Below are 20728 nucleotides of genomic sequence, written 5' to 3'. Positions count from 1 at the left end.
CCAGCAGCTTGGCCAGCAGCCACACAGCGGCTATCAGCACGGCTATGCTGGTTATGAGGATGCAGAGGGTGGTCATTGGTCTGCCCCAGCGGAGGACAGTTCGATCAACCGTTTCGCCATCCACCCGCCGCCAACGACGCCCGCATATCCTTCGATCACGGCAATCGTCATGCGGGCTTCGTTCTCGAAGATGCTTTCAGACAGGAACACCGCATCGCCGCGCACGTCATAGTCGCGGTAGATCGGTATGCCCTCTGCCAGAACAAACTTCGCTTTGGAGAGGTCAGCCCCAATGGCGCGCAGCGTATGAAGCGCGTTGCTAAGGCATTCAGCGCCAGGCGCACCCTTTTGAAGTACGGTCGCCTCACTACCGTCCGGGGGCAGTTGAGACCGTACAATTGCCGTGGCTGTCGGGTTGCAGTTTGCACCAGCCTTGACCGCGCTGCCAAGGAACACCTCGGAAGGCGCTTCAGAAACGTCCGTGAAATCTATCTTGGCCTCGAACTCGTTCCGCTGATCGCAGGCGGCATCGGTGATCGACGGGTCGTCGCACTTGAGCAATGCCGCTGCGATGCGGTTCTGTACCTGCCAAGAATACTTGGCTGTTCGATCCTCGGTCAGATCAACATAGCCTTTCAGGTTGTACCGATAGGCAGCCGGAGTTTTCAGCTTCTGAACTGCGATACCGCGATAAAACACGAACGGGGATCGGCCGCGATATACGTCCATGTCGTCGCTGGACCAGATTGGAGCTTCGTCGCCTCCGATGAAGTGTTCCTCCATCGAAAAAAAGATCGCCTCGAAAGCGTCGAGGGTGACAGCAACGATCGTCTCGTCATCGCTCGGCACCGGGCGCTCGTCAGAGCGGTCAACGTCGCCGCCTTCATCGAGAGCGTTTGCATACAATTCTCTGAATGCCATCCAGATTTCCCAATCACGGCCAAGATCGGTCGTGAAAGGCAGATCGTCGCCGTTCATGGTGACGTGCTGAATGTCGGCGCCGCGAAAGCTGTCTGTTCGGGTAGTGATCTCGTTCCAGCGGCCATCTGCCCAGATCGAGACAGCCCCGCCATTGCGCACGATAACAGCAGTTGCGTATTTCAGGCCGGTTCCGAAGCGCCCGATCTGGTCTTGTCCCTTGCTGGACAGGCCAAATGTTTTCAGGCCACGCAGATCGATCTGGCCGGGGTTCTTGAATAAGATCATCACACCATCCCCTTGAGTTTCATCGCTTCCCGCTCACGGGCCAGGACATCGCATTTGGTGGCAAGGGCATCGTCGTAGGTCGGCGGTTCCGGTTCGTCGTCTTCGCTGTACCAAGCATCAACGATTGCCTCTGCCAGCCGGTATTCCATGAAGATGGTGATCTCGTTGCCGTCGCGATCGAACATGGTCAGCCACCCATCTGGTGCTGTCGCCGGGCTGCAATCAGCCCTGACCGATTTCAGGTTGTGGAGCGTTACTTTCATGTCGTGTTCCCTTCTGTAAAAAGCCCGGCGAGGCGCGTAACCCCGCCGGGAAGGTGGCCGCAGGCGGCGGCTTGGGAGAAGTTCAGGCGGCGCAGAGTTCGCCTTCCCGGTAGCGGGCGGCGGCACGTTCTGCGGCGTATTCTTCAAGCTGTTTGAGGAACTGTTCGCCGTCGCGCTGTTCGTCGCTGAAAAGCAGGACGGCTTGATCGCGGCTCAGGTTGAGGTTGCCGATCTTGACGTTGTAGACCTCGGCATCAAGGCGCAGGTCCGTCCCGCGCGATCCGCCCCAGCTATAGGGTTCGGCGGTGCATTCATCGCCTTCGATGTCGTAGGTGATGACGACGGGCAGTTCGCCAGCCTCGTCATAGGTCTCGTCAATCTGTGTTGATATGCGGACGTACATTCCGGCCTCCCATCTATCCGCCTGGTAGTATCGGCGGGGATGGGGGAGAGTATGGTACACTAAAAATGTACCGTCAACATAGAAAGTACAGAAAATCTGTACGGCTTACGTAAGATGTGCGAATCTAGGGGCGAACAAAGCCACTATGACGCGCATCGCCTTGACGATGATCGCGCAACGCGAGAACCATAATTGAGGATGTAAGTTTTGGGAGGGAGTGTAGTGCGTTATCTTATTTTTAGGATCGGACCAATACTGAGGCGACTCGGGGTAGACCTTAACCTTGTGATCGATCCGATCCACGGATGGCGCCTGAAAGGGCGGCAAAAAGGCGGTCCTGCACATCACCGGGAAGCTGGACGAAATCGCCACAAACTATGAAGTTCAGATCAATCCTGTGCTCTCGGTACAGGTAGATCAATACGGGCCTGCCGGGGTACGATAATGCCTGCTCTGCGTTGCTGATTGCCGCCTTGCTATTACGCGCGGCCTTACCCAACTCGGCCTGACTCAAGCCAGCCGCATTACGAGCCGCGCGCAATCGAACCGCGACGGCCTCTTTGCTGTAATCTCCAGTGCGGGCCAGGGCGGCCTTTTCCTCATAAGTCATCTCGCGATTATCGCCGCAGGTACAGAAAATGTGAACGAACATAAATCTGTGGTCTTGCTGGTACATAAATTATGTACTACGATCTGGGCATGATGACTGTTTCCGAAATGTGCGATGCCCTCGGGCGTAAAGCTATGGCCGCGCGGCTTGGGGTTTCGAAGGCCGCAATCAGCAACGCTTGTTCTGACAACATCTTTTCTGCCGGTTGGTACGGGGTTCTCGCTGACATGTGCGGCGAGATCGGCATCGACTGCCCTCTCGACCTGTTCAATTTCCGGGCGCCAGTCGCAGATTCCACACATGAGGCCGAACGCTCCGCATCCTCCCCGACAAACGGGGGCCAGTGATGCCCCAACCCGCTGAAATACGTGGGTATTCACGGCCTGAATTACACCCGTGGGAATGGAAACTCACTGTTTCCGGCGGTCTGTCAGTACCAGACGTTCGGCCCGGCAAGGACGTGGAAGATGCCGACAATGAAGGTAAGCGCGCCCCAGCCGATGCCCTGCATCACAATGAAGGCGGCGGGGTCGTAGTTGTTCCGGTTGGCGTAGGCGAAAATCTGCACGGCAACCATGATCCCGCCGTACCAGGCAAGCACCTCAATCAGTCTGTCCAGCATTTCGGTTCCTCCTGTGCTGGGCAGGAAAGCACGTTTTCACACGAAATTCCAACACGGCGGCAACCTCAAGCCCGCGCGCTGAGGGCTCAACGACGACATGCCGCGGGCCGCCGGGGCTGATTACCCGCATTAACCGCAAATGTCGTCACCAGGCGCACGCCCGAGCGAGATCGGGCAGCAACGGAAAGGATTGGACATGGACGAAGAACTCGACATCGACCACGACACGCTGATCAACCGGGCCGCGCAGCACAACCGCGAAGATGCGGACCGGGTCTCGTCGGCAGCGGAAACCCGTGCCGACATCGGCCAGTTCATCGACGAGACCGGATTCAACAAGAAGGCGTACTCGGTCCTGCGGCAGATCATGAAGGTCGGCGACAAGTCGACGGACAAGGCAATGGACGTGATCCGATCGCTGGAACTCGGCCTGCCGATGGTCAAGGCGCACATTGCCGGCCAGTCGGAGATGGAGTTTGACGAACCGGCACCGCTGGAAGTCGTGCAGTGAAGATCTGTGCGCTCGACATAGCGAGCAAAACGGGGGTCTGCATCGGCGCGTCCGGTGCGGACCCCCGCGCATGGACGTGCGATCTTGGCAAGCCACCGGATGACCGGCGGTTTTCCAATGTCGCCACGCTGGCGGAAACCATCATCGACAAGCACCGGCCCGACCTGATCGTGGCAGAGGCCCCCGTCGGCGGGCCGAAGGCATCCGCTTACCTGATCGGGCTCGTAGCCTGTGTGCGCGGTGTTGCATGGCGCCACGGCGTGAAGTGCGAGACGGCGCATCTGGCAACGGTGCGGAAGCACTTTCTCGGCAAGAGCCTGTCCGTAAAGCATTTTCCGCACCTGAAACCGGCGGCCGCAAAGAAGGCGATCAAGCAAGAAGTCATCGCCCGGTGCCAGCTTCTCGGGTGGAAGCCGGAGACGGATGACGAAGCCGACGCCTATGCGATCTGGGATTGGGCTCAAGCAACCTACGCGCCGAAATACCAGTCGATGCCGTTGGGGGAGTTGTTCCGGTGATCTGCAAGAACAGCGCATGGCAGGTGCGGGTCCGCGAACTTCTGACCAGCGGGCTGGGGGTCGAGGACATAGCGATCGAACTGAACTGCAACGTCGAGGACGTGCGGCGCGAGGTTTCAATCCTGCGGGCCGAAGGGTGCCTTGCGGATATTTTTAGGAGAGCGGGATGACCAGAGTAAGGCGAAACTCGCATTTCACGGCGGTTCCAAACGCCGCCATGCGTGATGAAAGCATATCCATCGAAGCGCGAGGGCTGCTGGCCCTGATGATGGGCATGGGATCGAGTTGGGTCTATCGCGGCGGCGACCTGATGAAGCGGTGCGGAGTGGGCCGTGACAAGTATCAGCGCATGGTTCGAGAATTGAAAGACGCCGGCTATTTGGAGGTCGTTCCGAAGCAAGTCGATGGAGGGAAACTCGACGGATACGATTACGTTCTTCACGATGTCACCGGAAGCCTGAAAAACCGGCAACCGGCTGAACCGCCCGGCGGGAAACAAGGTATCTTAAGAAGAACAACCTATAAGAAGAACAATTATAAGACCCCCAACCCCCTAAAGGGGGCTGACCTTTTCTCAGAAAATGACTGTCAGGCGGAAACGAAGAAGCCGGCGAAGAAAGATTCTCCGGTCGAGATTCTGAAACAGATCGTCAGTGATGAAACGGCGGTCGATTTTGCAAATCACCGGAAAGCGATGAAGCGGCCGCTGACCGCCGAGGCCGCGCGCCGCCTTGTGAAGAAACTCCAAAATCATCTCAACCCTGACGCGGTTTTTGATCTGAGCATCGAAAACGGTTGGCAGGGCGTTTTCCCCGAAAAAGTAGGAGGGCCGAGAAATGCACAATCAGCCGATGAAAGCACCGCCGACTTCGCACGTCGCATCGCCGAACGCCGTGCAGCACGACGAATGGATAGCGGGCCGGGTGAAAGTGCTTCTCTCCCACTACTTCCAGCCGAACATGCCGCGGGACCAGGAAGAAGCGGCAATGGATGACTGGATCGACCTGCTTGAACCGTTCTCGCAGTCTGAAATTCAGGGCGCTTGCCGCCAGTACCTTTCGACGGAGCCCCGTGTGCGCCCGACGCCTGGCGCGATCCTTGCGATTTTGAACCGCGGCTGTTCCGAGGCCGATCTGACGGTTCACCAGAAGTCGTTTCTTCGGGACGGGCTGGTTCCGCCGTCGATGATGGTGAACGGGCAGCCGAACCGGGCCGCGCGTCACTGGCTGAAAATCTATCGCGGGATCGAGGCATGACGGAACAGATCGAGCCGCACTCGATCGAGGCGGAACAGCAGGTAATTGGCGCGGTTCTGGTGAACAACGACGCCTATCATGCCATTGAGCGGCTGCGGCCGGAACATTTCTACGAGCCCGTTCACGCCCGAATTTGGCATCACGCGGCATCGAGGGTCGAGGCCGATCAGCTTGCATCGCCGATCACGGCAAAGGCCGCTCTTGAAGGGGATGAAGGGCTCGATCAACTCGGCGGGCCGGGCTACCTGGTGCGGCTGGCGGCGGCGGCCGATCCAAGTTCGGTTCGGCACTATGCGGCGATGGTCCGGGATTTCCACGGCAAGCGGGCGGTTCTGGAAGAAGTTCGCGGGATAGAGGTCGATCTGACGGGCGGCGGTGATCTGGCCGATGCTGTGAGCAAGCTGGAAATCATGCTGATGCAGCGCGAGGACGACAGCGCGGCGCCGCGGTCGATGTCGTTCCTCAAGGCGCTACGGCAATCCGTCGAGCAAATGCAGGCGGTGCGCGAGGGGCGAGAGATCGGCATTCCCACGGGCCTGCCGTCGCTGGACAACATGATCTCGTTTTCGCCGAAGCGGTACACGGTTCTCGGCGGCAGCACGTCGATGGGCAAGACCGCGCTTGCGATCTGGCTGATGTACGCGGCGGCGAAGGCCGGGCATGGCGTCGGCTATCTCACGTTGGAGATGGGCGAGGAAGATATTGCCAAGCGGGTGAAATCCATCGAGTCGCAGATCCCGTACAAGGCGATGGACCGGGCTACCAGTGACGCGGTTTTCCGTCAGGTGATCGAGGCGGCGAAGGCGATGGACTCGCTGCCGATCGAGATATTTTCGCAAAAGGTGCGGGACGTGCCGGCTATCCTGTCGGAAGCGAAGCGGCTCAAACACCGAATGCCGGCGAATGACAAGTTCCGCGGCTTTCAGCTTTTGGTGATCGACTACATCCAGTTGGTCCGTGGCAAGGGTGAAAGCGCCTTCGTGCGGCTGTCGCAGGTAGCGAACGATCTCAAGCAGGTTGCCAAAATCCTCGACGTGCATGTGTTGGCGCTGGCCCAGGTGGACCGCAAGATCAGCGCGTCGGACAGTTTCGAGATGGCGCGGCCCCGGCTGGCGCATCTGCGCGGATCGGGCGATCTGGAAAACGCGCCTGACAACGTGATGTTCATTCACCGGCCCGAGTACTACCTGAAACGGCAGACGCCGCCGCAGAAGATCGACGAACGCGCCGATTGGGAAGCGGATTGCGAGCGGTGGAAGAACCGCGCCGAAATCATCATCGAAAAGGCCCGCATGGGCGACATCGGAACCGTCACGGTCGGCTGCGACCTGGCGACGAACAGGTTTTGGGATTTGGAGGAAGCGTTTTGACTGGTCAGCGCGGAATGAGAGTTCTGGTCGCCTGCGAATATTCCGGTCGCGTCAGGGATGCATTCATCGCGCGCGGTCACGACGCCATGTCGTGCGACCTGCTGCCGACAGAGCAGCCGGGGCCACACTACGAGGGCGACGTGCGCGATGTTCTGGATTACCCGTGGGATTTGATGGTCGCGCATCCGCCATGCACGCACCTGGCAGTCAGTGGGGCGCGGCATTTCGAGGACAAACGCCAGCGGGGCCTGCAACAGGCGTCTGTGTCGTTCGTGATGATGCTGGCCAAAGCCGATATTCCGCGCATCGCCATAGAAAACCCGGTGTCGATCCTGTCGAGCGTCTGGCGGAAACCTGACCAGATCATCCACCCCTGGCAATTCGGGCACGGCGAAACCAAGGCGACATGCCTCTGGCTGAAAGGGCTGTCGCCGCTGCAACCAACCAACGTTGTCGATGGCCGTGACGACCGTATCCACAAGATGCCGCCCGGCCCTGACAGGTGGAAGGAGCGGTCAAGAACCTACCCGGGCATTGCTGGCGCGATGGCGGCGCAGTGGGGTGGAGACCTGATTTCAATGATGGAGAGAGCATGACCCGGCAACACCTACCGAACCGGCGGCCGTCGATGACGGTGCGCGCGGTGTGGAAATCCGAGATGGCAGAGCATCCCTTTCATGTGACTGCGGGTTTTGAGCCAGAAACCGGCGCAATTAGGGAGGTTTTTTATGCGGACGGCCAGCGCACGGGGTCGAACCTGCGCGACACCGTACAAGACGCCTGCATCCTCATTTCGCTGCTTTTGCAGCACGGGGCGACCTTGGAGGAAATCGGGCGCAACCTGTCCGTGGTGCGGCTGTTCGGCGAGGTCCACCCGGCAACCATTGTCGGCGTGATCGTGGCGAAGTTGAAGGAGATGGAGGAATGACACCGGAACAGAAGCGACAGGTTGGAGAGATCAAGCCGTTGGTCGAGCGGATGCGGGCCGGTGGCGCCGATGATCGGATGATCCGCGCGGGATTGATCGCGGCGGGATGGGCGGCCGGTGCCGTCGTGAAGGCAATGGAGGAAAAGGATGCGTGACCATGTGATCATTTCGAGCCGCCGGCCTGTGGCCGATCCGATGGATGCGTTTGTGTCGATGATCGGAGAGGAACGGTTTGCCGAGTTCATGCGGCGCAAGATCGGAACCAGGGGGAAGTTGCCGGAAAACCGCACGTCTGACCTGATGCACGAGCGGCCGAACTATCGCCCGGTCTTGCGGTTTCTGCGCGTTCACGGGCCGTCGACCACCCGGCAGATCGCCGTCGCCCTGGATGAACGGATCGACACAACCAGCACGCGCCTCTGTGCGCTGCGGCAAAATGGCTACGTCACCAGCGAGCGGGTGGCAGAGATGAACGGCAAGCCGACCGTCTGGACGCTGGTAGATGACCGATGACGAAATCTTTACCGAGGTCAGGCGGATCAAGAACCGCCTGATCGACTGCAAAACGGAGGCAGAGATTGCCGCCGTCGCCAATGAGGAACGGGCCCGCGTGAAAGAGATCGCCGAAGCGGACAGGGTGCAGGCTATTCATATCGCCAATCTCAAGGCGTACCAGATCAGGATCGTGCGAGGGGAATTGTGATGTCGGATGCGAAGTTCTTTCGCGCGATAGAGGCCCGCGGCTGGATGATCGAGGCGGCCGACAAGGACTCGTCGTGCATCGCCCGTTGCAAGGAGCCGGGATGCTCGATGCGGCTGCGGATCAAGCCGGGCGGCGTGATACCGAAGCGCGAAGTTGATCAACGGTTAAGCCTTGATGAAGTGATCGAAAGCTTTGACGACGCGCGCCAGGTGCTGCGGCGGCGCCGTGAACAGTTGGGGCTGTCGATCGAGGAAGTCGAGACGGCGGCGGGGATTGCCACGGATCAGATGCTGAAATTCGAGCGGGACGAACCGACGCGGTTGCCGAACATCGTCACCTATCTGATTTGGGCGCAAACCCTTGGGTACGAAGTGGTCTTGCGGCCGTCGACCCTGCCGCCGATTACCTGCCGTCTCATTGAGGAAACGCGGGACCGCTACGAGTCCCGCAAGAGGCGCGCGGAACTTCTCAGGCAGAAGCGGCGGCGCGCAAGGCGCTGATCTGCGATTCCAGTTCGCCAAGTTGATCAAGGATTTCGGCGGTCCGGTGCGACTGCCGCCACTCGTCCAGGAGCATCAACGGCCATGCGGGCACGGCGTCTTGCCGCAGCCAGCGCCGCAGCGTCACGGGTGTGATGTCGAGGGCGTGGCAGATTTTCGGCTGGCTGGCATCGCCGAACACGGCTTGCAGCAAGTCGCGCAACAGGGCGGTGCGTTCCGCCGGCGCAAGTTGGTCAATCTGATCTCTGGTCAGCATGGTATCCGTCCTTTATGGTGCGGCCGTTCCGCTCTCTGTGGAACCGCCCCGGCCCCTTTTCCGATCCGGTCTTGCCGGATGGGGCCGGGGCAACAGGAAACCCCGCAAAATGGCGTGCAGGATTTTGCCCGGCCTGTTTGATGGGCCGGGGGCGTAGGGTGTGCTGGTGGGGATTTCAGCGGGGGTCATTCTGCGAGCCCGTCAAGAAACGAGATAGCATCCCGCTTCGTGCGGTGGCCGACTGAAAACGGCGGTGCCCCCACAACCGTTTCAAAGTTCTCGTCGGCTGAACGGATCGACCAGTTGCCGAAGTAATCCTTGAAGATCACGAAATTTCGGCCTCCGGCGGTGTGTTTGTATTTGCGTCCCATATCTATCTCCTCTGGTTGTCATGCTCTGGCGCATGGTGCGACGGCCCGCACGGGGCCGCCGGCGATGCGTCAGGCCTCCGCATCAAATTCAACCCGGCCGATGCGATTGCCGTTCAGGTCACGCACCGGAGCATCATAGAAGCGGCCCGCCGGGCCCTCGATCCGGTCAGCCAAATCGCGCAGGATGCGCGCCACCTCTGTTGGCGCATCGTCGGTGAATGCTGCGTTGCTCGTCGCAAACTCAAGTTTGAACATCTCGCTTCCTCTCTCTCTGTGTTTCCCCGGTTTCCGTCCGGGTCATGGTCTGGCCCATGTAGCGACAGCCGTGAACGGCTGCCGTAGATAGGTCGGACTAGTCGTAGCGATAGGTAACGGTCACAGCCCATCTCCGCTTGCCGTTGGGCGCTTTGTAGCTGCGGATGCCTGGGCGCTCGCCGGCGTTCACCTCTCCGGTGGCGTAGAAATCTTCCAAGGCCAGCCACGCGGCATCTTCGCTCTTGAATCCGGTGGCGTAGTCGTAGGTTTCGGTATGGGGCATGGTCGTTTCCTCTCTCTGTGTCGTCGGGCGTTTCCGGCGCCCATGACCGAGATATAGGAACAGAAAAACCGGCAGTCAAGACCAAAAGCGAAAAAAATGATCGGACACGGCAGGCAATGACCGCGTGCATAGATCAGATCGGCCCAGCCGCAGCATGATCCGCAGCATGGCAAAGACTATCCGCGCATCTACCACAGTCCAGACGGCCGCCGGGCCCGTCGAGATATGCACCTCTAAGACACCTTCAGGGAGAGTAACGCCGGGCGGAGCCCCGCGTATATCCGCAAAACTGCGCAACGCCATCCGATACAGGGTGCAAGACGGCCTCATGATCCAGGAAGCGTGCAGGAGAGCAGGCATCAAATACAGCGCATGGCACAAGGCAATGGCAAAGCCTCACGTGCAAGCCCTGCTAGAAAAGATGAAAACTGAATACATTCAACAGGTTGAGACAATGGCAGAGCGGCATAAAGCAAGAGCTCTAGAGATCGCGGCGGACCTGTTGGAGAACGCAGAAAGCGAGGCGGTAAAGGCGCGTATGGTCGAGTTCTTTCGGCGCGAGGCGTCTCCGGCGGCGTCGATCACGATAAATAACACAGTAAATTCAGGGGGTTACGAGTATGCCCGACCTGGGCAGCGCGTGGTCGAGATCGAGGGATCGGCCGAGGATGTGACGGATCAGGGGTCGGATGATGCGGGCAACTGATGTGCAGTCAGTGGTACCAGCCATGCCAGAGCCAATGAAACAAGGGGTTTTCGGCCAGAGTTGTGACATGATCGACGATACAACAGCCCGCACCAGCCCCATCTCGCCCTCGATCTGCCCCAGCTGGGGGGCGGCCCATCGTCGGGGGTGGGGGGGGTCTAAAATCGCGCGCGGCAAAAGTGCGTATACCACCCCCTCGCGCGCCATTGCCCCAAATTTTTTTGTATTTTCCCCTTATTTTGCTGGGGTTTTGTGGGTTTTGTGGTGCTGGAAAGGCGGTTTCTTTCACAAATTCAACACATGTTCCGGGGTGGGTATGGGTGTTTTGGGGTGTTTTCTTTCACAAACCGAACATTTTGGGAGGATTTAGGGGTGTCTGACGGGAAAGTTGTGAGCCTTTGCGGTGGACCTGTGGGTGTTTTGGAGCCGAATGCGACGTTGGTGGCGGCTTTGGAGGAAGCTTTGGAGGCAGCGAGGTCTGGCGAGATTGTTGGTGGTGTGTTTGCGTTCGAGCATTTTGACGGTTCGTCGAGTTTCCGTCTTGCTGGGTTGTGCGGTGGTTTCACGATGTTGGGTGCTTTGACGGCGGCTCACGCCGAGTTGCTGGATACTGTACGGGGCGCGGACTGATGGCGGGTTTGGCGCGGACACCGCGGGGGAATTTGGTCTATGAGCCCGACGGGCGTGTTCTTGAGCAGTATCTTCACGACAAGAGCGAGTTGGTGGTTCTGCAAGGGCCTATAGGCTCGGGGTCATCGACGTGTTCGTGCCACCGGATATGGAAGCTGGCGCTTGAGCAGGAACCTGATTTCGACGGCGTGCGACGGACGCGATGGCTTGTGGTGCGGAGTTCGTACCGTCAGTTGAAGAAAACGACGATCAAGACCTGGCTGGATTGGTTTCCTGAACACGAGTGGGGCGACATGATCCGGTCGGAGCCGATGTCGCATGTCCTGCGGCGCGGGCATCCGTCCGGGGATGGAACTAAGGTCGAGTGCGAAGTCGTGTTCATAGCGATCGACGGGCCGGAGACGGCGGAACAGGAAGCGGCGTCGTTCGAGATCACCGGGTTCTGGATCAACGAGGGTCAGTTCGTCGAGAAGGAGGTTGTTGACGAACTTCTTTCGCGGTGCGGCCGGTATCCATCGACGAAGGGCGGTCCCGGCGCGACATGGTACGGCGGCATGATCGACCTGAACGCGCCGTCTGAGGGGCACTGGATACCATACATGCGCGGCGACATTCCGTTTCCGCCGGAATGGACGGACGAAGAAAAGGCGATGATGGAGATCCCGCGCGACGAGGACGGCAAGCCGCTATGGCGGTTCCTTGTCCAGCCGCCGGGCCTGATCGAGACGCGCGATGCCGACGGCAACCTTGCCTACCAGCCGAACCCGGACGCCGAAAACCAACGGCATCTCAAGAAGTCGTACATGCAGCAAATACGGGCGAAGAAAAAGGACTGGATCGACCAACGGGTGATGAACCGCGTCGGCCTCTACGTCGGCGGCAAGGCGGTATATCCCACGTTTTCGCAGCAGGATCACGTCCACAGCTACGATGTCGAGCCGGTCGATGGCTTCCCCGTCATCATCGGCCTGGACTTCGGGCGCGACCCGGCGGCCGCGTTCATGCAATGCGTCAACGGCCAGTGGAATATCCTCGAAGAACTGATCGGCGATAACGAAAGCGCCACCCTGTTCGCGCCGCGCGTGAAGCGCATTCTGGCAACACGGTTCCCCGGCATGGACTTCGAGGCATGGGGCGACCCGCGCGGCGCCGACCGGACCCAAAGCGACGAAACCACCGCCTACGACATCTTCGAGCGCGAAGGCGTCACGGTCTTTCCCGCCACCACGGACAACAACCCCGAGATGCGGCGATCCACCGTCGACGGTGTTCTCGCCCGCCGCAACGGCATGCGCATCAACCCCAAGTGCCTCACGCTGCGAACCGGCATGGCAGGCGGCTACCACTACAAGAAAATCCAGGGCACCGCCGGCCTCTACTCCCCGCGGCCCGTCAAGAACCGCTATTCCCATATCGTCGAGGCGTTGGAAAACGGCCTCATGGGCGGCGGCGAAGGTGAGGCCATTGTCAGCCGCGCCACCACGAAGCGCGCGGCACCATCGCCCGTGCGCAGATCATCCGTCAGGAGGCGCGCGTGAACATCCACGAATGGTACTTCGGCTTCCATGATCGGGGCTCGCTGATCGACATCGCCCGCGGCCGGGAAAGCGTCACCACCATGTTCGGCCACGTCGAGGCATGGGGATACACCATTGACGGGACATGGCTTTTTTTCGATCCGCGCGGCCGGCACACGATCATCGAGATCACGCATCTCTACGAGGAAGTCACGGATTTCGCCCAGGAACGCTTCATGCGGTGCCGCGAAATCCTCAAGATCGGCCACCGCACCGACCGCATCACCTATCCCATGATCCGCCCGCACCTGCACTGCGGAACCCAATGCGCGGCCCTCTTGGGGTGGCGTGCATACACCCTGCGCGGCTTTCGACGCATGTTGCTCGAAAATGGAGCGGAGATAGTCCATGGAAGGTCCGAAGGAAGATCCAGCAGCGAAGGCGGAACGGGAACGGCAGCGCAAGCGAGCCGAAGCTGATCGGCGTGACGTGGCGCAGAAAAACGCCGCCAGCCTGACCAAAGACCTGTCGGCAGTCTACAGCCGCCCGAGCCTGTTCAGCACCGTGTCCCGCTGATGAAAGAGCCGTCGAAAGCCTTCAAGACCCGCTTTGCGGCGGCGAAGAAGTGGCGCAACGTCGTGCGCCCGACCATCGAGGAAATATTCAAGTTCTGCGCGCCCGGCCGCGAGTTCGACTTCACCAAGTCGATGTCCACCTACGAGCCGCAGAACTTCCATTCTCTGCCAGAGGATTTGGCGTCCGATCTCGCCGCCGACCTGGTGTCCTACTACACGCCGCCGGAAGCCCAATGGGCCGAATATGCCGTGATTTCCGAGGTAGACGAGGCGGACGCAAACGAAGTGCGCGAGATCGTGCAGCGCCGCGAGAACGACCTGTTCGACCTGATCAGCACGTCCAACTACAACGACGTGGCGCCGCAATGGGGCTTCGAGGCCGCAACCCACGGCACCCCCGGCATGTGGGTCACTCAATCGTCCATCGGCAACCAGATGCACGTCGAGATCGTTCCCCCAAATGAACTCTATCTCGTTTGCGGGCACCGCGGCATTCTCGACCGTTTCCGCGAGTCGAAGGTGATGGCCCGCGACCTGAACGCCCTTCTTGCGATGCCAGACATCGACGTTGACCTGTCCGACCGGAAAATCCAGGCGGCCATGAACAAGGAGGATGCAGAGGTCAGCGTGGTATGGGGCTTCTGGGTGGACTGGTCCGATCCGGTGCGGCCCATGTGGATGATGGAAATCACCGTCGATGGGCACCCCGTCACGGGCACAGAGGTTCTTGGCGACCTGTCGGGCGGCGTCTGCCCGCTCTTGGCCGGTCGCTTCAATCCGCAGCACGGCCGCCCGTGGGGGCGCGGCGCCGGGTGGAAGGCCCTGCCAGACATGCGCACGCTCGATCGCGTCGAGGAATATGTCCTGACGGCGATGGAGGACACCCTCAAGGACACGATCATCTATCCCGATGACGGCTTCATCGACATGTCCGACGGGCTTGAACGCGGCCGGGCCTATCCCGCATCGCGTGGCTTCACCCGTGATCGCATCTACGAGTTTCCGCAGTCGCCGGCGCCCGATGCCGGCTATTTCCAGGAAGGCAAGATCGAGGAACGGCTTCGCGCCGCCTTCTACCAGGACGGCCCGCGCCAGCGTGGCGACACCCCGCCGTCGGCAACGCAGTGGGTGGACGAACGGCGCCGCGTGCAACAGCGGATCGGCAAACCATCCGCTCCCCTCTGGACCGAACTGTTTATCCCCTTCATCCAGCGCGTCGAATATCTCGGCGTCACGATGGGCCGCATCCCCGAGGCCCTGAGCCACAACGGCACCGACATCAAGGTGACGCCGGTCTCGCCCCTGCAACGGGCACAGAACAACGACAAGGTGCTGGTCGCGCGCTCCAACCTCGATCTCGCATTCAGCGTGTTCCAGGATCAGGTGTTCGGCTTCATCGACCCGATCCAGACCTTCACCAACATCATCGACGCATCCGGCGATGAACTCGTCGTGCTGCGCAAGGAGGAACAGGACGTTGCCCAACAGGCTGCCCCGCCGGCTGAGTAAGCCCGGCCCCGTCATCGACTACATCCTGCATCTCTACCAGGCCGACCGCATCAGCCCCGGCAAGGGATTGAAGGAGAAAGCCGATCAGGCGGTTGCGGCGGTTCAAGCCGTCGCGGCAACGGAACACGGCGCTATGCTGTTGGAATTGCTGGAAAAATCGACCCAAGAATTTTTCCTTCCGCCGGATGCCGATGCCTGTGCATTGGACGCGCTCAACTCTCAGCGTTTCATCGCCCTCGATCTGAGGAGGATTGCGAGCGATGAAATACGGACTGAACTGGACAGACATTCCGAGGGACACAGCGGAGCCCGGCGCGGGCGGCGGGGGTGATCCGACTCCCGCCGACCCGCCTGCGGACCCGCCCGCTGATCCGCCCGTGGCCATCGAACCGGATACTGGCCCGGACCTGTCCTTCATCCCTGACGATTACCGCACGGATGATGGAAACCCCGATCTGGACGGCTTCAAGAACCACTACCAGGAACTTCTGGCCGAACAGGCCCGCCGCGCGGAAGCGGACGGGCTGGTTCCCGAGAACGGCGAATATGACTTTTCCGCTCCCGAGGACATCGACTTCGGCGAACTGGACCTGCCCGAAGGTTTCGCCGTCGAACTGGCGACCGATGACGAGGATTTCAAACCTCTGTTCGGCGAACTCGGCGAGTTCCTGAAAGACCTTGGTGCCCCGGCGGAAGCCTCGCAGAAGGTCATGGGCCTTCTCGCCAAGTACAAGGCGGCGGAAACCGCGAAGCTGCATCAGGCAGCGAAAGCCGAGGCCGAGAAACTCGGCGCCAACGACGCACAGCGCGAAGCCCGGCTGAACCGCGTGCTGCGGGCGATGCAGACCCGCCTTCCCACAGAACAGGTGAACGCCCTGGCCGCCGCCGCGACCAGCTACGAAGGCGTTCGAGCCCTTGAGACCCTTTTCGCCCCGCGCGGGCCTGGGTCCGACGTTCCCCGCGCACAAGCCACGGCCGATCTCGAAAAATTGCCTCCCTTCGAGCGGCTGAAACACATCAATGCCAATCAGGCGAAAGGATAGATCATGGTTCAGACTCTGATCGAATACGCGAAAAGCTATCCGGCGGATTCCAAGGAACGGGCGATCATCGAACTGTTCCCGGAATCCGTGGATTTCATGGGGCTTCTGCCCTACCACACGGCGCCCGGCGGCGTGTATCGCTACCTTGAGGAAGCGGAACTGCCCGACAACATGGGCTTCCGGGCGATCAACGAAACGCCGGATGAAGGCCACGGCCTTCTGAACGACAAGGTGGAACAGACGTTCCCCATCGCCGGCAACATCGACGTTGACCGCGCCCTGCTGCGCCGCCACGGCCCCGACCGCAAGTCGATCGACGAACGCATGTCGATCAAGAAGAAGGCGAAGGTTTGGGCCGACACCTTCATCGACGGCGACAACCAGTCGGCGCCGCGCGAGTTCACCGGCCTGAAAGCCCGGCTCAAGGCGGTCGGCGGCTCGACGAACGGCTCCAACTACCTGTCGCGCATCCTGGCGAACGCTTCCGGCAGCGGCGGCGCGGCCCTTTCGCTGGCACAGCTCGACCGGGCCATCGGCCTTGTCGAAGAGCCGAACGCCATCATCATGCCGAAGGCGCTCAAGGATCGCTTCGGCGCGGCGCAGCGCGACACGTCCATCGGCGGCTACATCACGTTCGACAAGGACGAAATGGGCCGGCGCGTCACCCGGTACGGCGATCTGCCGATCTACACCGGCTACGGCGTGACCAAGTTCGGCGAGTTCCTGCCGTTCGATGAAGTCGCGGCTGGCGGCGGTTCTGCCGTGACCAGTTCGATCTACATCGCGCGTTTCTCCGAGGACGGCGTGTGCGGCCTCGAAGTGAAGCCGATGGAGGTCCAGGACTTCGGCCTTCTCGAAGATGGTGTCTACCACCGCGTCAACGTCGAGCATGACGTTGGCATGGCGGTTCTCGACCCGTTCGCGGCGATCCGGCTTTCGTCGATCACCAACGCTGCAATCACCAAGTAAGGGATACCGACCATGCCCATGAAAACCTACGCAATGGACGCGGCAACCGGCCTGATCAAACGGGAACTCGGTCTGGCCGCCGTCACAGCCGATGCCTACATCGGCACCCAACACGACCAGGGCGGTGCGGCAGCAACCGACATCGCCTGCGTCATCAACGTGGAAGCCTGCACTGTTTCTGGCGGCGATGAAACCTACGTTTTCCGCCTGGTCGGATCGAACGTCTCCGACCGCTCCGATGGTCAGATTCTCGACACGCTGGAACTCGGCGATGCCGGCACGCTGACAATCGAAACCGTCGACACGGTGGCGGGCGATCAGTTCATCATGCGGGCGCGGACGGAGCGGAACGAAACCACCTTCCGCTACATCGACCTGCACCTTGACGTGACCGGCGCCGCCCCGTCGATCACCTTCGGCGCCTACATCACGAAGGAGATTCTGTGATGCCGAAAATGGTGATCTGCAAGCCCGATCCGGCGTACAAGCCCAAGGATGACGCTGACCGCGCGCAGTACGAGGCCGCCAAGAAGAAAGGCCCCGTTGCGGTCAGCTACCAGACCGGACTTGAGAACGTGCGGCGCTCCGGCGGCATGTACAAGATCGAGGCAGAAAATGGCCCGGCCAAGCCGCAGCTTCCTGATCTGGAATCGATCGACATTGCCGATCTCAAGGTGATGATGCTGTCTCTCGGCATCAAGACGGAAAAGGTGATGAAGAAAACCGACATCATCCGCCTGATCCGCACCCGGCTTGAAAAGGTCGAAGTTCTCGACGAATAGGGGCCGACTCCTCACTAAATGGTGGCCCCTCTTGCGGCGGCCGGGACGCGCGGAGCCCGGCCGCCGTTTTCATGTGCATAGCCGAACAACGGCCCCGCACGGATATTCGCGGCATGGCTACCGAATTTTCCATGACCGGCATCATGAACGCGGCCCTGATTTCTCAGGGGCTCGAAGAAATCAACGAGAGCGTTTCCCTGCCCGAACACCGGGTTCTGTCCCGCAACTGGCCGCTCATTGTCGAGGCGGAACTTGAGGACGGCGCCTATCACTTCACCAAGGTCGAGACGACGCTGAACACCCGAACGGACGGGAAATTCGGGTTCGACGACGCCTATCTTCTGCCCGGTGACGCCCTTCATGTCCGCAAGGCCCGTCTTGAGGCATCATCGGGCAGCCGGTGGGAACCGGAATGGGTGCAGGATGATCGCTATGTCTATCTCGACAGCACCGACGGCGTGATCGTCGAGTACGTCAAGGTGACAGAGCCGACCTTCTGGACGGCGAACTTCGCCCGCGGCGTGCAGATGAAGCTGGAAGCGGCCCTTCTGCGCGCGGTGAAGGAGGAAACCGGCGAAGCGTCGAACATGGAACAGATGGCAGAGGCACAGTTCCAGCGCGCCCGCACCAATTCCAGCAAGGCCCGGAAAGCGCAGGAACCCTTCCGCCGCAGCCGTCTGGCGGATGCGAGGTTCGGGCGTGGCTAGGCGGAAGCGGGTCATATCCCAGCGGGACATGCGATTGATGGAGGTCCGTGAGGATTTCCTCGGCCGCACCGATTCCGACATGCTGAAACTGGCGCTCAAGGGGGCGCGGAACATGCGGTCCCTGGCGACGGGCGCGATCGAGGCCCGGCCCGGCACCGCGTTTCGTGCGAACACCCCTCTGACATCGAACAAGCTGGTGGAATACAAGCCTGATGAGGACACCACCTTCGGCATATACGTGACCGACAGTTCATTGGTGGTGTTCGATCACTCCGGCGCCGCGATCAAGACGTTCGCCGCGGTTCCGTGGTCATCGGCGGAAGGTGTCTATGTGACGCCCATCGGGCCGACGCTTCTGATCGGCGGTTCGTTCGGCATCTACTATATCCGGTATGATGATGGCGAATGGGAAGGTGGAACATGGTCGTTTGCCGACGGCACAGGCGGCGAGATCGCGCAACCCTACTGGGCGTTCAATCCCAAGGTGAAGATCCAGCCGTCGGGCAAGACCGGCACGATCACGATCACGGCGACAGAGGACGTGTTCACCGCCTCGCATGTCGGCACCCGCATTCGGTATCTCAACCGTGAGATCGCCATCACCGAGTACATCGCCGCAAACACTCTCAGGGGCACGGTGATCAACGCATTGCCGCCGTCCTATCGGCTGAGCATCAATGACAGCAGCGGCTTTCGCGTGGGCGATGCCGTGATTGGCAACGACTCCAACTGGCAGGGGCGCGTGACGGCGGTTTACAAGGCTTCCGGCGGTCTATTTGCCAAGGATACGCTCGAAGTTGTGACCCTTCATCGGTTTGAGGGGCCGGAAACTGCCGCGACCATCGCAGAAGAACTGTCCAGCCCGAACAACAGCAGCAAACTGATCGCCGGCGGCAAGACCGAGATCGCACCACAGCCGACGGACGTGTGGGACGAACAGATGATGTCGGCGGTGCATGGGTGGCCACAGGCCGCAACCGTAGCCGGTCAGCGCCTGTTCTTCACCGATTTCCCGAAAGTGCCCTCTGCAATCGCGGTGTCATCGGCGCGCGGGTTCGACGATTTCGGCATTGGGCTTGAGGATGACGACGCCATTGTGCGCGAGATCGGCGACGGCAAGCCGCGGCTCAAGCATGTGGTCAACTCCGGCGATCTTCTGATCTTTTCCGACAAGGGCAGCTACGTCGTCTTTCTGCGCGAGCAGGTTGCCATCACGCCGTCGAATTTCAGCCCGATCCTGTTTGACGACAGGGGCGCGTCCGATGTGAAGCCCGTGCGGGTAAATGATGGCGTGGTGTTCGTGGAATCGAACAACGAGCAGGTTTCCGTCGCCATTCTGAGCGGCAACGTGCAGTTGCGGTGGCAGGTGCGGTCCCTGACGGCGGCCAGCAACCACCTGATCAACAGCCCGATCAACCTGTGCGGCCCCGCCGTGGAGTCGGCAACCCCAGAGAAATACCTGATCATCGTCAACAGCGACGGCACGCTGGCCGCGCTCAGCTACAACGAGTCCCTTGATGAACAGGTGATCGGCGCGGCGCCGTGGGACACCCTGGGCGAGTTCGTCGATGTGGCCCCGGTGTTCGGCAAGTATTGGGCGCTGGTGGATCGGACCATCGACGGCAACCCCGTGCGCTATCTCGAAACCTTCGAGGACGGGTTTCTGGTGGACTGCGGAATGGAGGTCGAGACGCTGGGCAACTCCTACGACCAGCTTGAAACGAACGGATCCGATTTCGAGGTCAACGGCAATCCCCTCTATGTCGGCGTGCCGCACGCGATCCGGCTTGCTGGCGAGGATGTCTATATCGTCGAGGGGTCACGGATACAGGGGCCGTTCACGGTCAACAGCGACGGCACGATCACCGATCTGCCAGACATCATCGGCACCCGGCAGATCGGGCTGAACTTCCAGGCGGAAGTGCGGCCGTGGCCGGTGGAGATGCTGGACAGCGCCCGCGCCGGCACGTTCGACGAGCGGTGCATCACGTTCATCGTTGCGGTGCAGAACTCGGGCGAGTTCACCGTGCGGGCCAACAACGATAGCCGCCCGCTTGGGGGCTACGACTTCGGCGATATTCTCGGAGAAGCGCCGCCGCTCAGGACGAAAGAGTACCGCATCCCAGTGTTCGGGCGGCGCACCTACCCGGAATTGGCCGTTGTGAAGGAAAAACCCGCCAAATTGCGGGTTCTGTATTTGGCACAGGAGGTCCAAGGATAATGGAGACCGTCGCA

At 60.7% G+C, this 20728-nt stretch carries 34 protein-coding genes; 25 read left to right on the top strand and 9 right to left on the bottom strand.

Going from position 1 to position 20728, the window contains the following annotated elements:
• Positions 1–72: 72 nt before the first annotated feature.
• The 4 genes from DL899_RS02655 to DL899_RS02640 form a co-directional block, all read right to left on the bottom strand.
• Positions 73–1206, bottom strand: a complete 1134-nt coding sequence (locus tag DL899_RS02655) for a hypothetical protein (RefSeq protein WP_111732225.1) — start codon at positions 1204–1206, stop codon at positions 73–75.
• A complete protein-coding gene (locus DL899_RS02650) occupies positions 1206–1469 on the bottom strand; it encodes a hypothetical protein (protein WP_162685480.1) in 264 nt (87 codons plus the stop codon). Before DL899_RS02650 ends, DL899_RS02655 begins: the two co-directional genes overlap by 1 nt.
• Positions 1470–1551: 82 nt before the next feature.
• On the bottom strand, positions 1552–1872 hold the full coding sequence (locus tag DL899_RS02645; protein WP_111732223.1) for a hypothetical protein: 321 nt from the start codon (positions 1870–1872) through the stop codon (positions 1552–1554).
• 277 nt (positions 1873–2149) lie between these two features.
• Positions 2150–2524, bottom strand: a complete 375-nt coding sequence (locus DL899_RS02640) for a helix-turn-helix domain-containing protein (protein ID WP_239494573.1) — start codon at positions 2522–2524, stop codon at positions 2150–2152.
• A gap of 29 nt (positions 2525–2553) precedes the next feature.
• Here DL899_RS02640 and DL899_RS02635 point away from each other — a divergent pair, with 29 nt between their 5' ends.
• Positions 2554–2829 (top strand): phage regulatory CII family protein, encoded by a 276-nt coding sequence (locus DL899_RS02635; RefSeq protein ID WP_111732222.1) that lies wholly within the window; start codon positions 2554–2556, stop codon positions 2827–2829.
• An 83-nt stretch (positions 2830–2912) separates the two neighbouring features.
• Here the strand turns inward: DL899_RS02635 and DL899_RS02630 are convergent, their stop codons facing one another.
• Entirely contained in the window at positions 2913–3104 is a 192-nt protein-coding gene (locus DL899_RS02630) for a hypothetical protein (protein WP_111732221.1), read from the bottom strand.
• A gap of 196 nt (positions 3105–3300) precedes the next feature.
• On the opposite strand from DL899_RS02630, the gene DL899_RS02625 reads away from it, so the two are divergent.
• Genes DL899_RS02625 through DL899_RS02580 form a run of 12 tightly spaced genes read left to right on the top strand, consistent with a single transcriptional unit; the run spans position 3301 to position 8890 of the window.
• Complete coding sequence (locus DL899_RS02625; RefSeq protein ID WP_111732220.1) at positions 3301–3615, top strand: hypothetical protein; 315 nt, start codon at positions 3301–3303, stop codon at positions 3613–3615.
• The gene (locus DL899_RS02620) at positions 3612–4133 is read left to right on the top strand and encodes a hypothetical protein (RefSeq protein ID WP_111732219.1); all 522 of its coding nucleotides are present in this window, start codon (positions 3612–3614) and stop codon (positions 4131–4133) included. Before DL899_RS02625 ends, DL899_RS02620 begins: the two co-directional genes overlap by 4 nt.
• On the top strand, positions 4130–4303 hold the full coding sequence (locus DL899_RS19295; RefSeq protein WP_162685479.1) for a hypothetical protein: 174 nt from the start codon (positions 4130–4132) through the stop codon (positions 4301–4303). The genes DL899_RS02620 and DL899_RS19295 overlap by 4 nt, the downstream gene beginning before the upstream one ends.
• Positions 4300–5127: a helix-turn-helix domain-containing protein gene (locus DL899_RS19290; RefSeq protein WP_162685478.1), complete on the top strand. Its 828-nt coding sequence runs from the start codon at positions 4300–4302 to the stop codon at positions 5125–5127. Before DL899_RS19295 ends, DL899_RS19290 begins: the two co-directional genes overlap by 4 nt.
• Complete coding sequence (locus DL899_RS02610) at positions 5120–5389, top strand: hypothetical protein (protein ID WP_111732217.1); 270 nt, start codon at positions 5120–5122, stop codon at positions 5387–5389. The genes DL899_RS19290 and DL899_RS02610 overlap by 8 nt, the downstream gene beginning before the upstream one ends.
• Positions 5386–6759, top strand: a complete 1374-nt coding sequence (locus DL899_RS02605; protein ID WP_111732216.1) for a DnaB-like helicase C-terminal domain-containing protein — start codon at positions 5386–5388, stop codon at positions 6757–6759. Before DL899_RS02610 ends, DL899_RS02605 begins: the two co-directional genes overlap by 4 nt.
• A gap of 14 nt (positions 6760–6773) precedes the next feature.
• Positions 6774–7355 (top strand): DNA cytosine methyltransferase, encoded by a 582-nt coding sequence (locus tag DL899_RS02600; protein ID WP_111732215.1) that lies wholly within the window; start codon positions 6774–6776, stop codon positions 7353–7355.
• Positions 7352–7687, top strand: a complete 336-nt coding sequence (locus tag DL899_RS02595) for a TSCPD domain-containing protein (protein WP_162685477.1) — start codon at positions 7352–7354, stop codon at positions 7685–7687. Before DL899_RS02600 ends, DL899_RS02595 begins: the two co-directional genes overlap by 4 nt.
• A complete protein-coding gene (locus DL899_RS19285; protein ID WP_162685476.1) occupies positions 7684–7842 on the top strand; it encodes a hypothetical protein in 159 nt (52 codons plus the stop codon). Before DL899_RS02595 ends, DL899_RS19285 begins: the two co-directional genes overlap by 4 nt.
• Positions 7835–8200 (top strand): hypothetical protein, encoded by a 366-nt coding sequence (locus DL899_RS02590; protein WP_111732213.1) that lies wholly within the window; start codon positions 7835–7837, stop codon positions 8198–8200. Before DL899_RS19285 ends, DL899_RS02590 begins: the two co-directional genes overlap by 8 nt.
• Positions 8190–8390 (top strand): hypothetical protein, encoded by a 201-nt coding sequence (locus DL899_RS02585; RefSeq protein WP_111732212.1) that lies wholly within the window; start codon positions 8190–8192, stop codon positions 8388–8390. Before DL899_RS02590 ends, DL899_RS02585 begins: the two co-directional genes overlap by 11 nt.
• A 44-nt stretch (positions 8391–8434) precedes the next feature.
• Positions 8435–8890, top strand: coding sequence for a helix-turn-helix domain-containing protein (locus DL899_RS02580; protein WP_162685475.1), 456 nt, complete (start codon positions 8435–8437; stop codon positions 8888–8890).
• Here DL899_RS02580 and DL899_RS02575 read toward each other — a convergent pair.
• From DL899_RS02575 to DL899_RS02560, 4 genes are all read right to left on the bottom strand, one after another.
• A complete protein-coding gene (locus DL899_RS02575; RefSeq protein ID WP_111732210.1) occupies positions 8859–9146 on the bottom strand; it encodes a hypothetical protein in 288 nt (95 codons plus the stop codon). The genes DL899_RS02580 and DL899_RS02575 overlap by 32 nt on opposite strands.
• Before the next feature lie 185 nt (positions 9147–9331).
• Complete coding sequence (locus tag DL899_RS02570; RefSeq protein WP_111732209.1) at positions 9332–9517, bottom strand: hypothetical protein; 186 nt, start codon at positions 9515–9517, stop codon at positions 9332–9334.
• 69 nt (positions 9518–9586) lie between these two features.
• Positions 9587–9772: a hypothetical protein gene (locus tag DL899_RS02565; protein WP_111732208.1), complete on the bottom strand. Its 186-nt coding sequence runs from the start codon at positions 9770–9772 to the stop codon at positions 9587–9589.
• 97 nt (positions 9773–9869) lie between these two features.
• Positions 9870–10055 carry a hypothetical protein gene (locus DL899_RS02560; protein ID WP_111732207.1) on the bottom strand — a complete coding sequence of 62 codons (186 nt, stop codon included), beginning with the start codon at positions 10053–10055 and terminating at the stop codon, positions 9870–9872.
• A 328-nt stretch (positions 10056–10383) separates the two neighbouring features.
• Here DL899_RS02560 and DL899_RS02555 point away from each other — a divergent pair, with 328 nt between their 5' ends.
• The 12 genes from DL899_RS02555 (at position 10384) to DL899_RS02500 (ending at position 20714) form a co-directional block, all read left to right on the top strand.
• Positions 10384–10761, top strand: coding sequence for a hypothetical protein (locus DL899_RS02555; RefSeq protein ID WP_162685474.1), 378 nt, complete (start codon positions 10384–10386; stop codon positions 10759–10761).
• 372 nt (positions 10762–11133) lie between these two features.
• Positions 11134–11391 (top strand): hypothetical protein, encoded by a 258-nt coding sequence (locus DL899_RS02550; protein ID WP_162685473.1) that lies wholly within the window; start codon positions 11134–11136, stop codon positions 11389–11391.
• On the top strand, positions 11391–12929 hold the full coding sequence (locus DL899_RS02545) for a histidinol dehydrogenase (protein ID WP_162685472.1): 1539 nt from the start codon (positions 11391–11393) through the stop codon (positions 12927–12929). The genes DL899_RS02550 and DL899_RS02545 overlap by 1 nt, the downstream gene beginning before the upstream one ends.
• A complete protein-coding gene (locus DL899_RS02540; protein ID WP_111732203.1) occupies positions 12926–13387 on the top strand; it encodes a hypothetical protein in 462 nt (153 codons plus the stop codon). Before DL899_RS02545 ends, DL899_RS02540 begins: the two co-directional genes overlap by 4 nt.
• A gap of 96 nt (positions 13388–13483) precedes the next feature.
• On the top strand, positions 13484–14992 hold the full coding sequence (locus DL899_RS02535; protein WP_111732202.1) for a portal protein: 1509 nt from the start codon (positions 13484–13486) through the stop codon (positions 14990–14992).
• Complete coding sequence (locus DL899_RS02530; RefSeq protein WP_111732201.1) at positions 14961–15323, top strand: hypothetical protein; 363 nt, start codon at positions 14961–14963, stop codon at positions 15321–15323. The genes DL899_RS02535 and DL899_RS02530 overlap by 32 nt, the downstream gene beginning before the upstream one ends.
• Complete coding sequence (locus DL899_RS02525) at positions 15253–16035, top strand: hypothetical protein (protein WP_162685471.1); 783 nt, start codon at positions 15253–15255, stop codon at positions 16033–16035. Before DL899_RS02530 ends, DL899_RS02525 begins: the two co-directional genes overlap by 71 nt.
• Positions 16036–16038: 3 nt before the next feature.
• Entirely contained in the window at positions 16039–17004 is a 966-nt protein-coding gene (locus DL899_RS02520; RefSeq protein ID WP_111732199.1) for a major capsid protein, read from the top strand.
• 12 nt (positions 17005–17016) lie between these two features.
• Complete coding sequence (locus DL899_RS02515) at positions 17017–17451, top strand: hypothetical protein (protein WP_162685470.1); 435 nt, start codon at positions 17017–17019, stop codon at positions 17449–17451.
• Positions 17451–17786 carry a hypothetical protein gene (locus DL899_RS02510; protein WP_111732197.1) on the top strand — a complete coding sequence of 112 codons (336 nt, stop codon included), beginning with the start codon at positions 17451–17453 and terminating at the stop codon, positions 17784–17786. Before DL899_RS02515 ends, DL899_RS02510 begins: the two co-directional genes overlap by 1 nt.
• 113 nt (positions 17787–17899) lie before the next feature.
• Positions 17900–18493: a phage connector family protein gene (locus tag DL899_RS02505; RefSeq protein WP_111732196.1), complete on the top strand. Its 594-nt coding sequence runs from the start codon at positions 17900–17902 to the stop codon at positions 18491–18493.
• 34 nt (positions 18494–18527) lie between these two features.
• Positions 18528–20714, top strand: coding sequence for a phage tail protein (locus DL899_RS02500; RefSeq protein WP_162685469.1), 2187 nt, complete (start codon positions 18528–18530; stop codon positions 20712–20714).
• The last annotated feature ends 14 nt before the right edge of the window (positions 20715–20728 follow it).

Source organism: Roseovarius amoyensis (assembly GCF_003260265.1).
Classification (GTDB): Bacteria; Pseudomonadota; Alphaproteobacteria; order Rhodobacterales; family Rhodobacteraceae; genus Roseovarius; species Roseovarius amoyensis.
Note: the sequence above shows the minus strand (reverse complement) of the source record. Positions and strands in the feature narration are given on the sequence as shown.

Coding starts and splice junctions, on each gene's coding strand:
- DL899_RS02520 (WP_111732199.1), top strand. CDS start 16,039: ATGGTTCAGACTCTGATCGAATACGCGAAAAGCTATCCGGCGGATTCC.
- DL899_RS02640 (WP_239494573.1), bottom strand. CDS start 2,524: ATGTTCGTTCACATTTTCTGTACCTGCGGCGATAATCGCGAGATGACT.
- DL899_RS02650 (WP_162685480.1), bottom strand. CDS start 1,469: ATGAAAGTAACGCTCCACAACCTGAAATCGGTCAGGGCTGATTGCAGC.
- DL899_RS02560 (WP_111732207.1), bottom strand. CDS start 10,055: ATGCCCCATACCGAAACCTACGACTACGCCACCGGATTCAAGAGCGAA.
- DL899_RS02525 (WP_162685471.1), top strand. CDS start 15,253: ATGAAATACGGACTGAACTGGACAGACATTCCGAGGGACACAGCGGAG.
- DL899_RS19285 (WP_162685476.1), top strand. CDS start 7,684: ATGACACCGGAACAGAAGCGACAGGTTGGAGAGATCAAGCCGTTGGTC.
- DL899_RS02595 (WP_162685477.1), top strand. CDS start 7,352: ATGACCCGGCAACACCTACCGAACCGGCGGCCGTCGATGACGGTGCGC.
- DL899_RS02555 (WP_162685474.1), top strand. CDS start 10,384: ATGATCCAGGAAGCGTGCAGGAGAGCAGGCATCAAATACAGCGCATGG.
- DL899_RS02610 (WP_111732217.1), top strand. CDS start 5,120: ATGGATGACTGGATCGACCTGCTTGAACCGTTCTCGCAGTCTGAAATT.
- DL899_RS02510 (WP_111732197.1), top strand. CDS start 17,451: ATGCCGAAAATGGTGATCTGCAAGCCCGATCCGGCGTACAAGCCCAAG.
- DL899_RS02645 (WP_111732223.1), bottom strand. CDS start 1,872: ATGTACGTCCGCATATCAACACAGATTGACGAGACCTATGACGAGGCT.
- DL899_RS02585 (WP_111732212.1), top strand. CDS start 8,190: ATGACCGATGACGAAATCTTTACCGAGGTCAGGCGGATCAAGAACCGC.
- DL899_RS02535 (WP_111732202.1), top strand. CDS start 13,484: ATGAAAGAGCCGTCGAAAGCCTTCAAGACCCGCTTTGCGGCGGCGAAG.
- DL899_RS02655 (WP_111732225.1), bottom strand. CDS start 1,206: ATGATCTTATTCAAGAACCCCGGCCAGATCGATCTGCGTGGCCTGAAA.
- DL899_RS02565 (WP_111732208.1), bottom strand. CDS start 9,772: ATGTTCAAACTTGAGTTTGCGACGAGCAACGCAGCATTCACCGACGAT.
- DL899_RS02505 (WP_111732196.1), top strand. CDS start 17,900: ATGGCTACCGAATTTTCCATGACCGGCATCATGAACGCGGCCCTGATT.
- DL899_RS02590 (WP_111732213.1), top strand. CDS start 7,835: ATGCGTGACCATGTGATCATTTCGAGCCGCCGGCCTGTGGCCGATCCG.
- DL899_RS02545 (WP_162685472.1), top strand. CDS start 11,391: ATGGCGGGTTTGGCGCGGACACCGCGGGGGAATTTGGTCTATGAGCCC.
- DL899_RS02570 (WP_111732209.1), bottom strand. CDS start 9,517: ATGGGACGCAAATACAAACACACCGCCGGAGGCCGAAATTTCGTGATC.
- DL899_RS02605 (WP_111732216.1), top strand. CDS start 5,386: ATGACGGAACAGATCGAGCCGCACTCGATCGAGGCGGAACAGCAGGTA.
- DL899_RS02575 (WP_111732210.1), bottom strand. CDS start 9,146: ATGCTGACCAGAGATCAGATTGACCAACTTGCGCCGGCGGAACGCACC.
- DL899_RS19290 (WP_162685478.1), top strand. CDS start 4,300: ATGACCAGAGTAAGGCGAAACTCGCATTTCACGGCGGTTCCAAACGCC.
- DL899_RS02600 (WP_111732215.1), top strand. CDS start 6,774: ATGAGAGTTCTGGTCGCCTGCGAATATTCCGGTCGCGTCAGGGATGCA.
- DL899_RS02630 (WP_111732221.1), bottom strand. CDS start 3,104: ATGCTGGACAGACTGATTGAGGTGCTTGCCTGGTACGGCGGGATCATG.
- DL899_RS02625 (WP_111732220.1), top strand. CDS start 3,301: ATGGACGAAGAACTCGACATCGACCACGACACGCTGATCAACCGGGCC.
- DL899_RS02515 (WP_162685470.1), top strand. CDS start 17,017: ATGCCCATGAAAACCTACGCAATGGACGCGGCAACCGGCCTGATCAAA.
- DL899_RS02580 (WP_162685475.1), top strand. CDS start 8,435: ATGATCGAGGCGGCCGACAAGGACTCGTCGTGCATCGCCCGTTGCAAG.
- DL899_RS02635 (WP_111732222.1), top strand. CDS start 2,554: ATGTACTACGATCTGGGCATGATGACTGTTTCCGAAATGTGCGATGCC.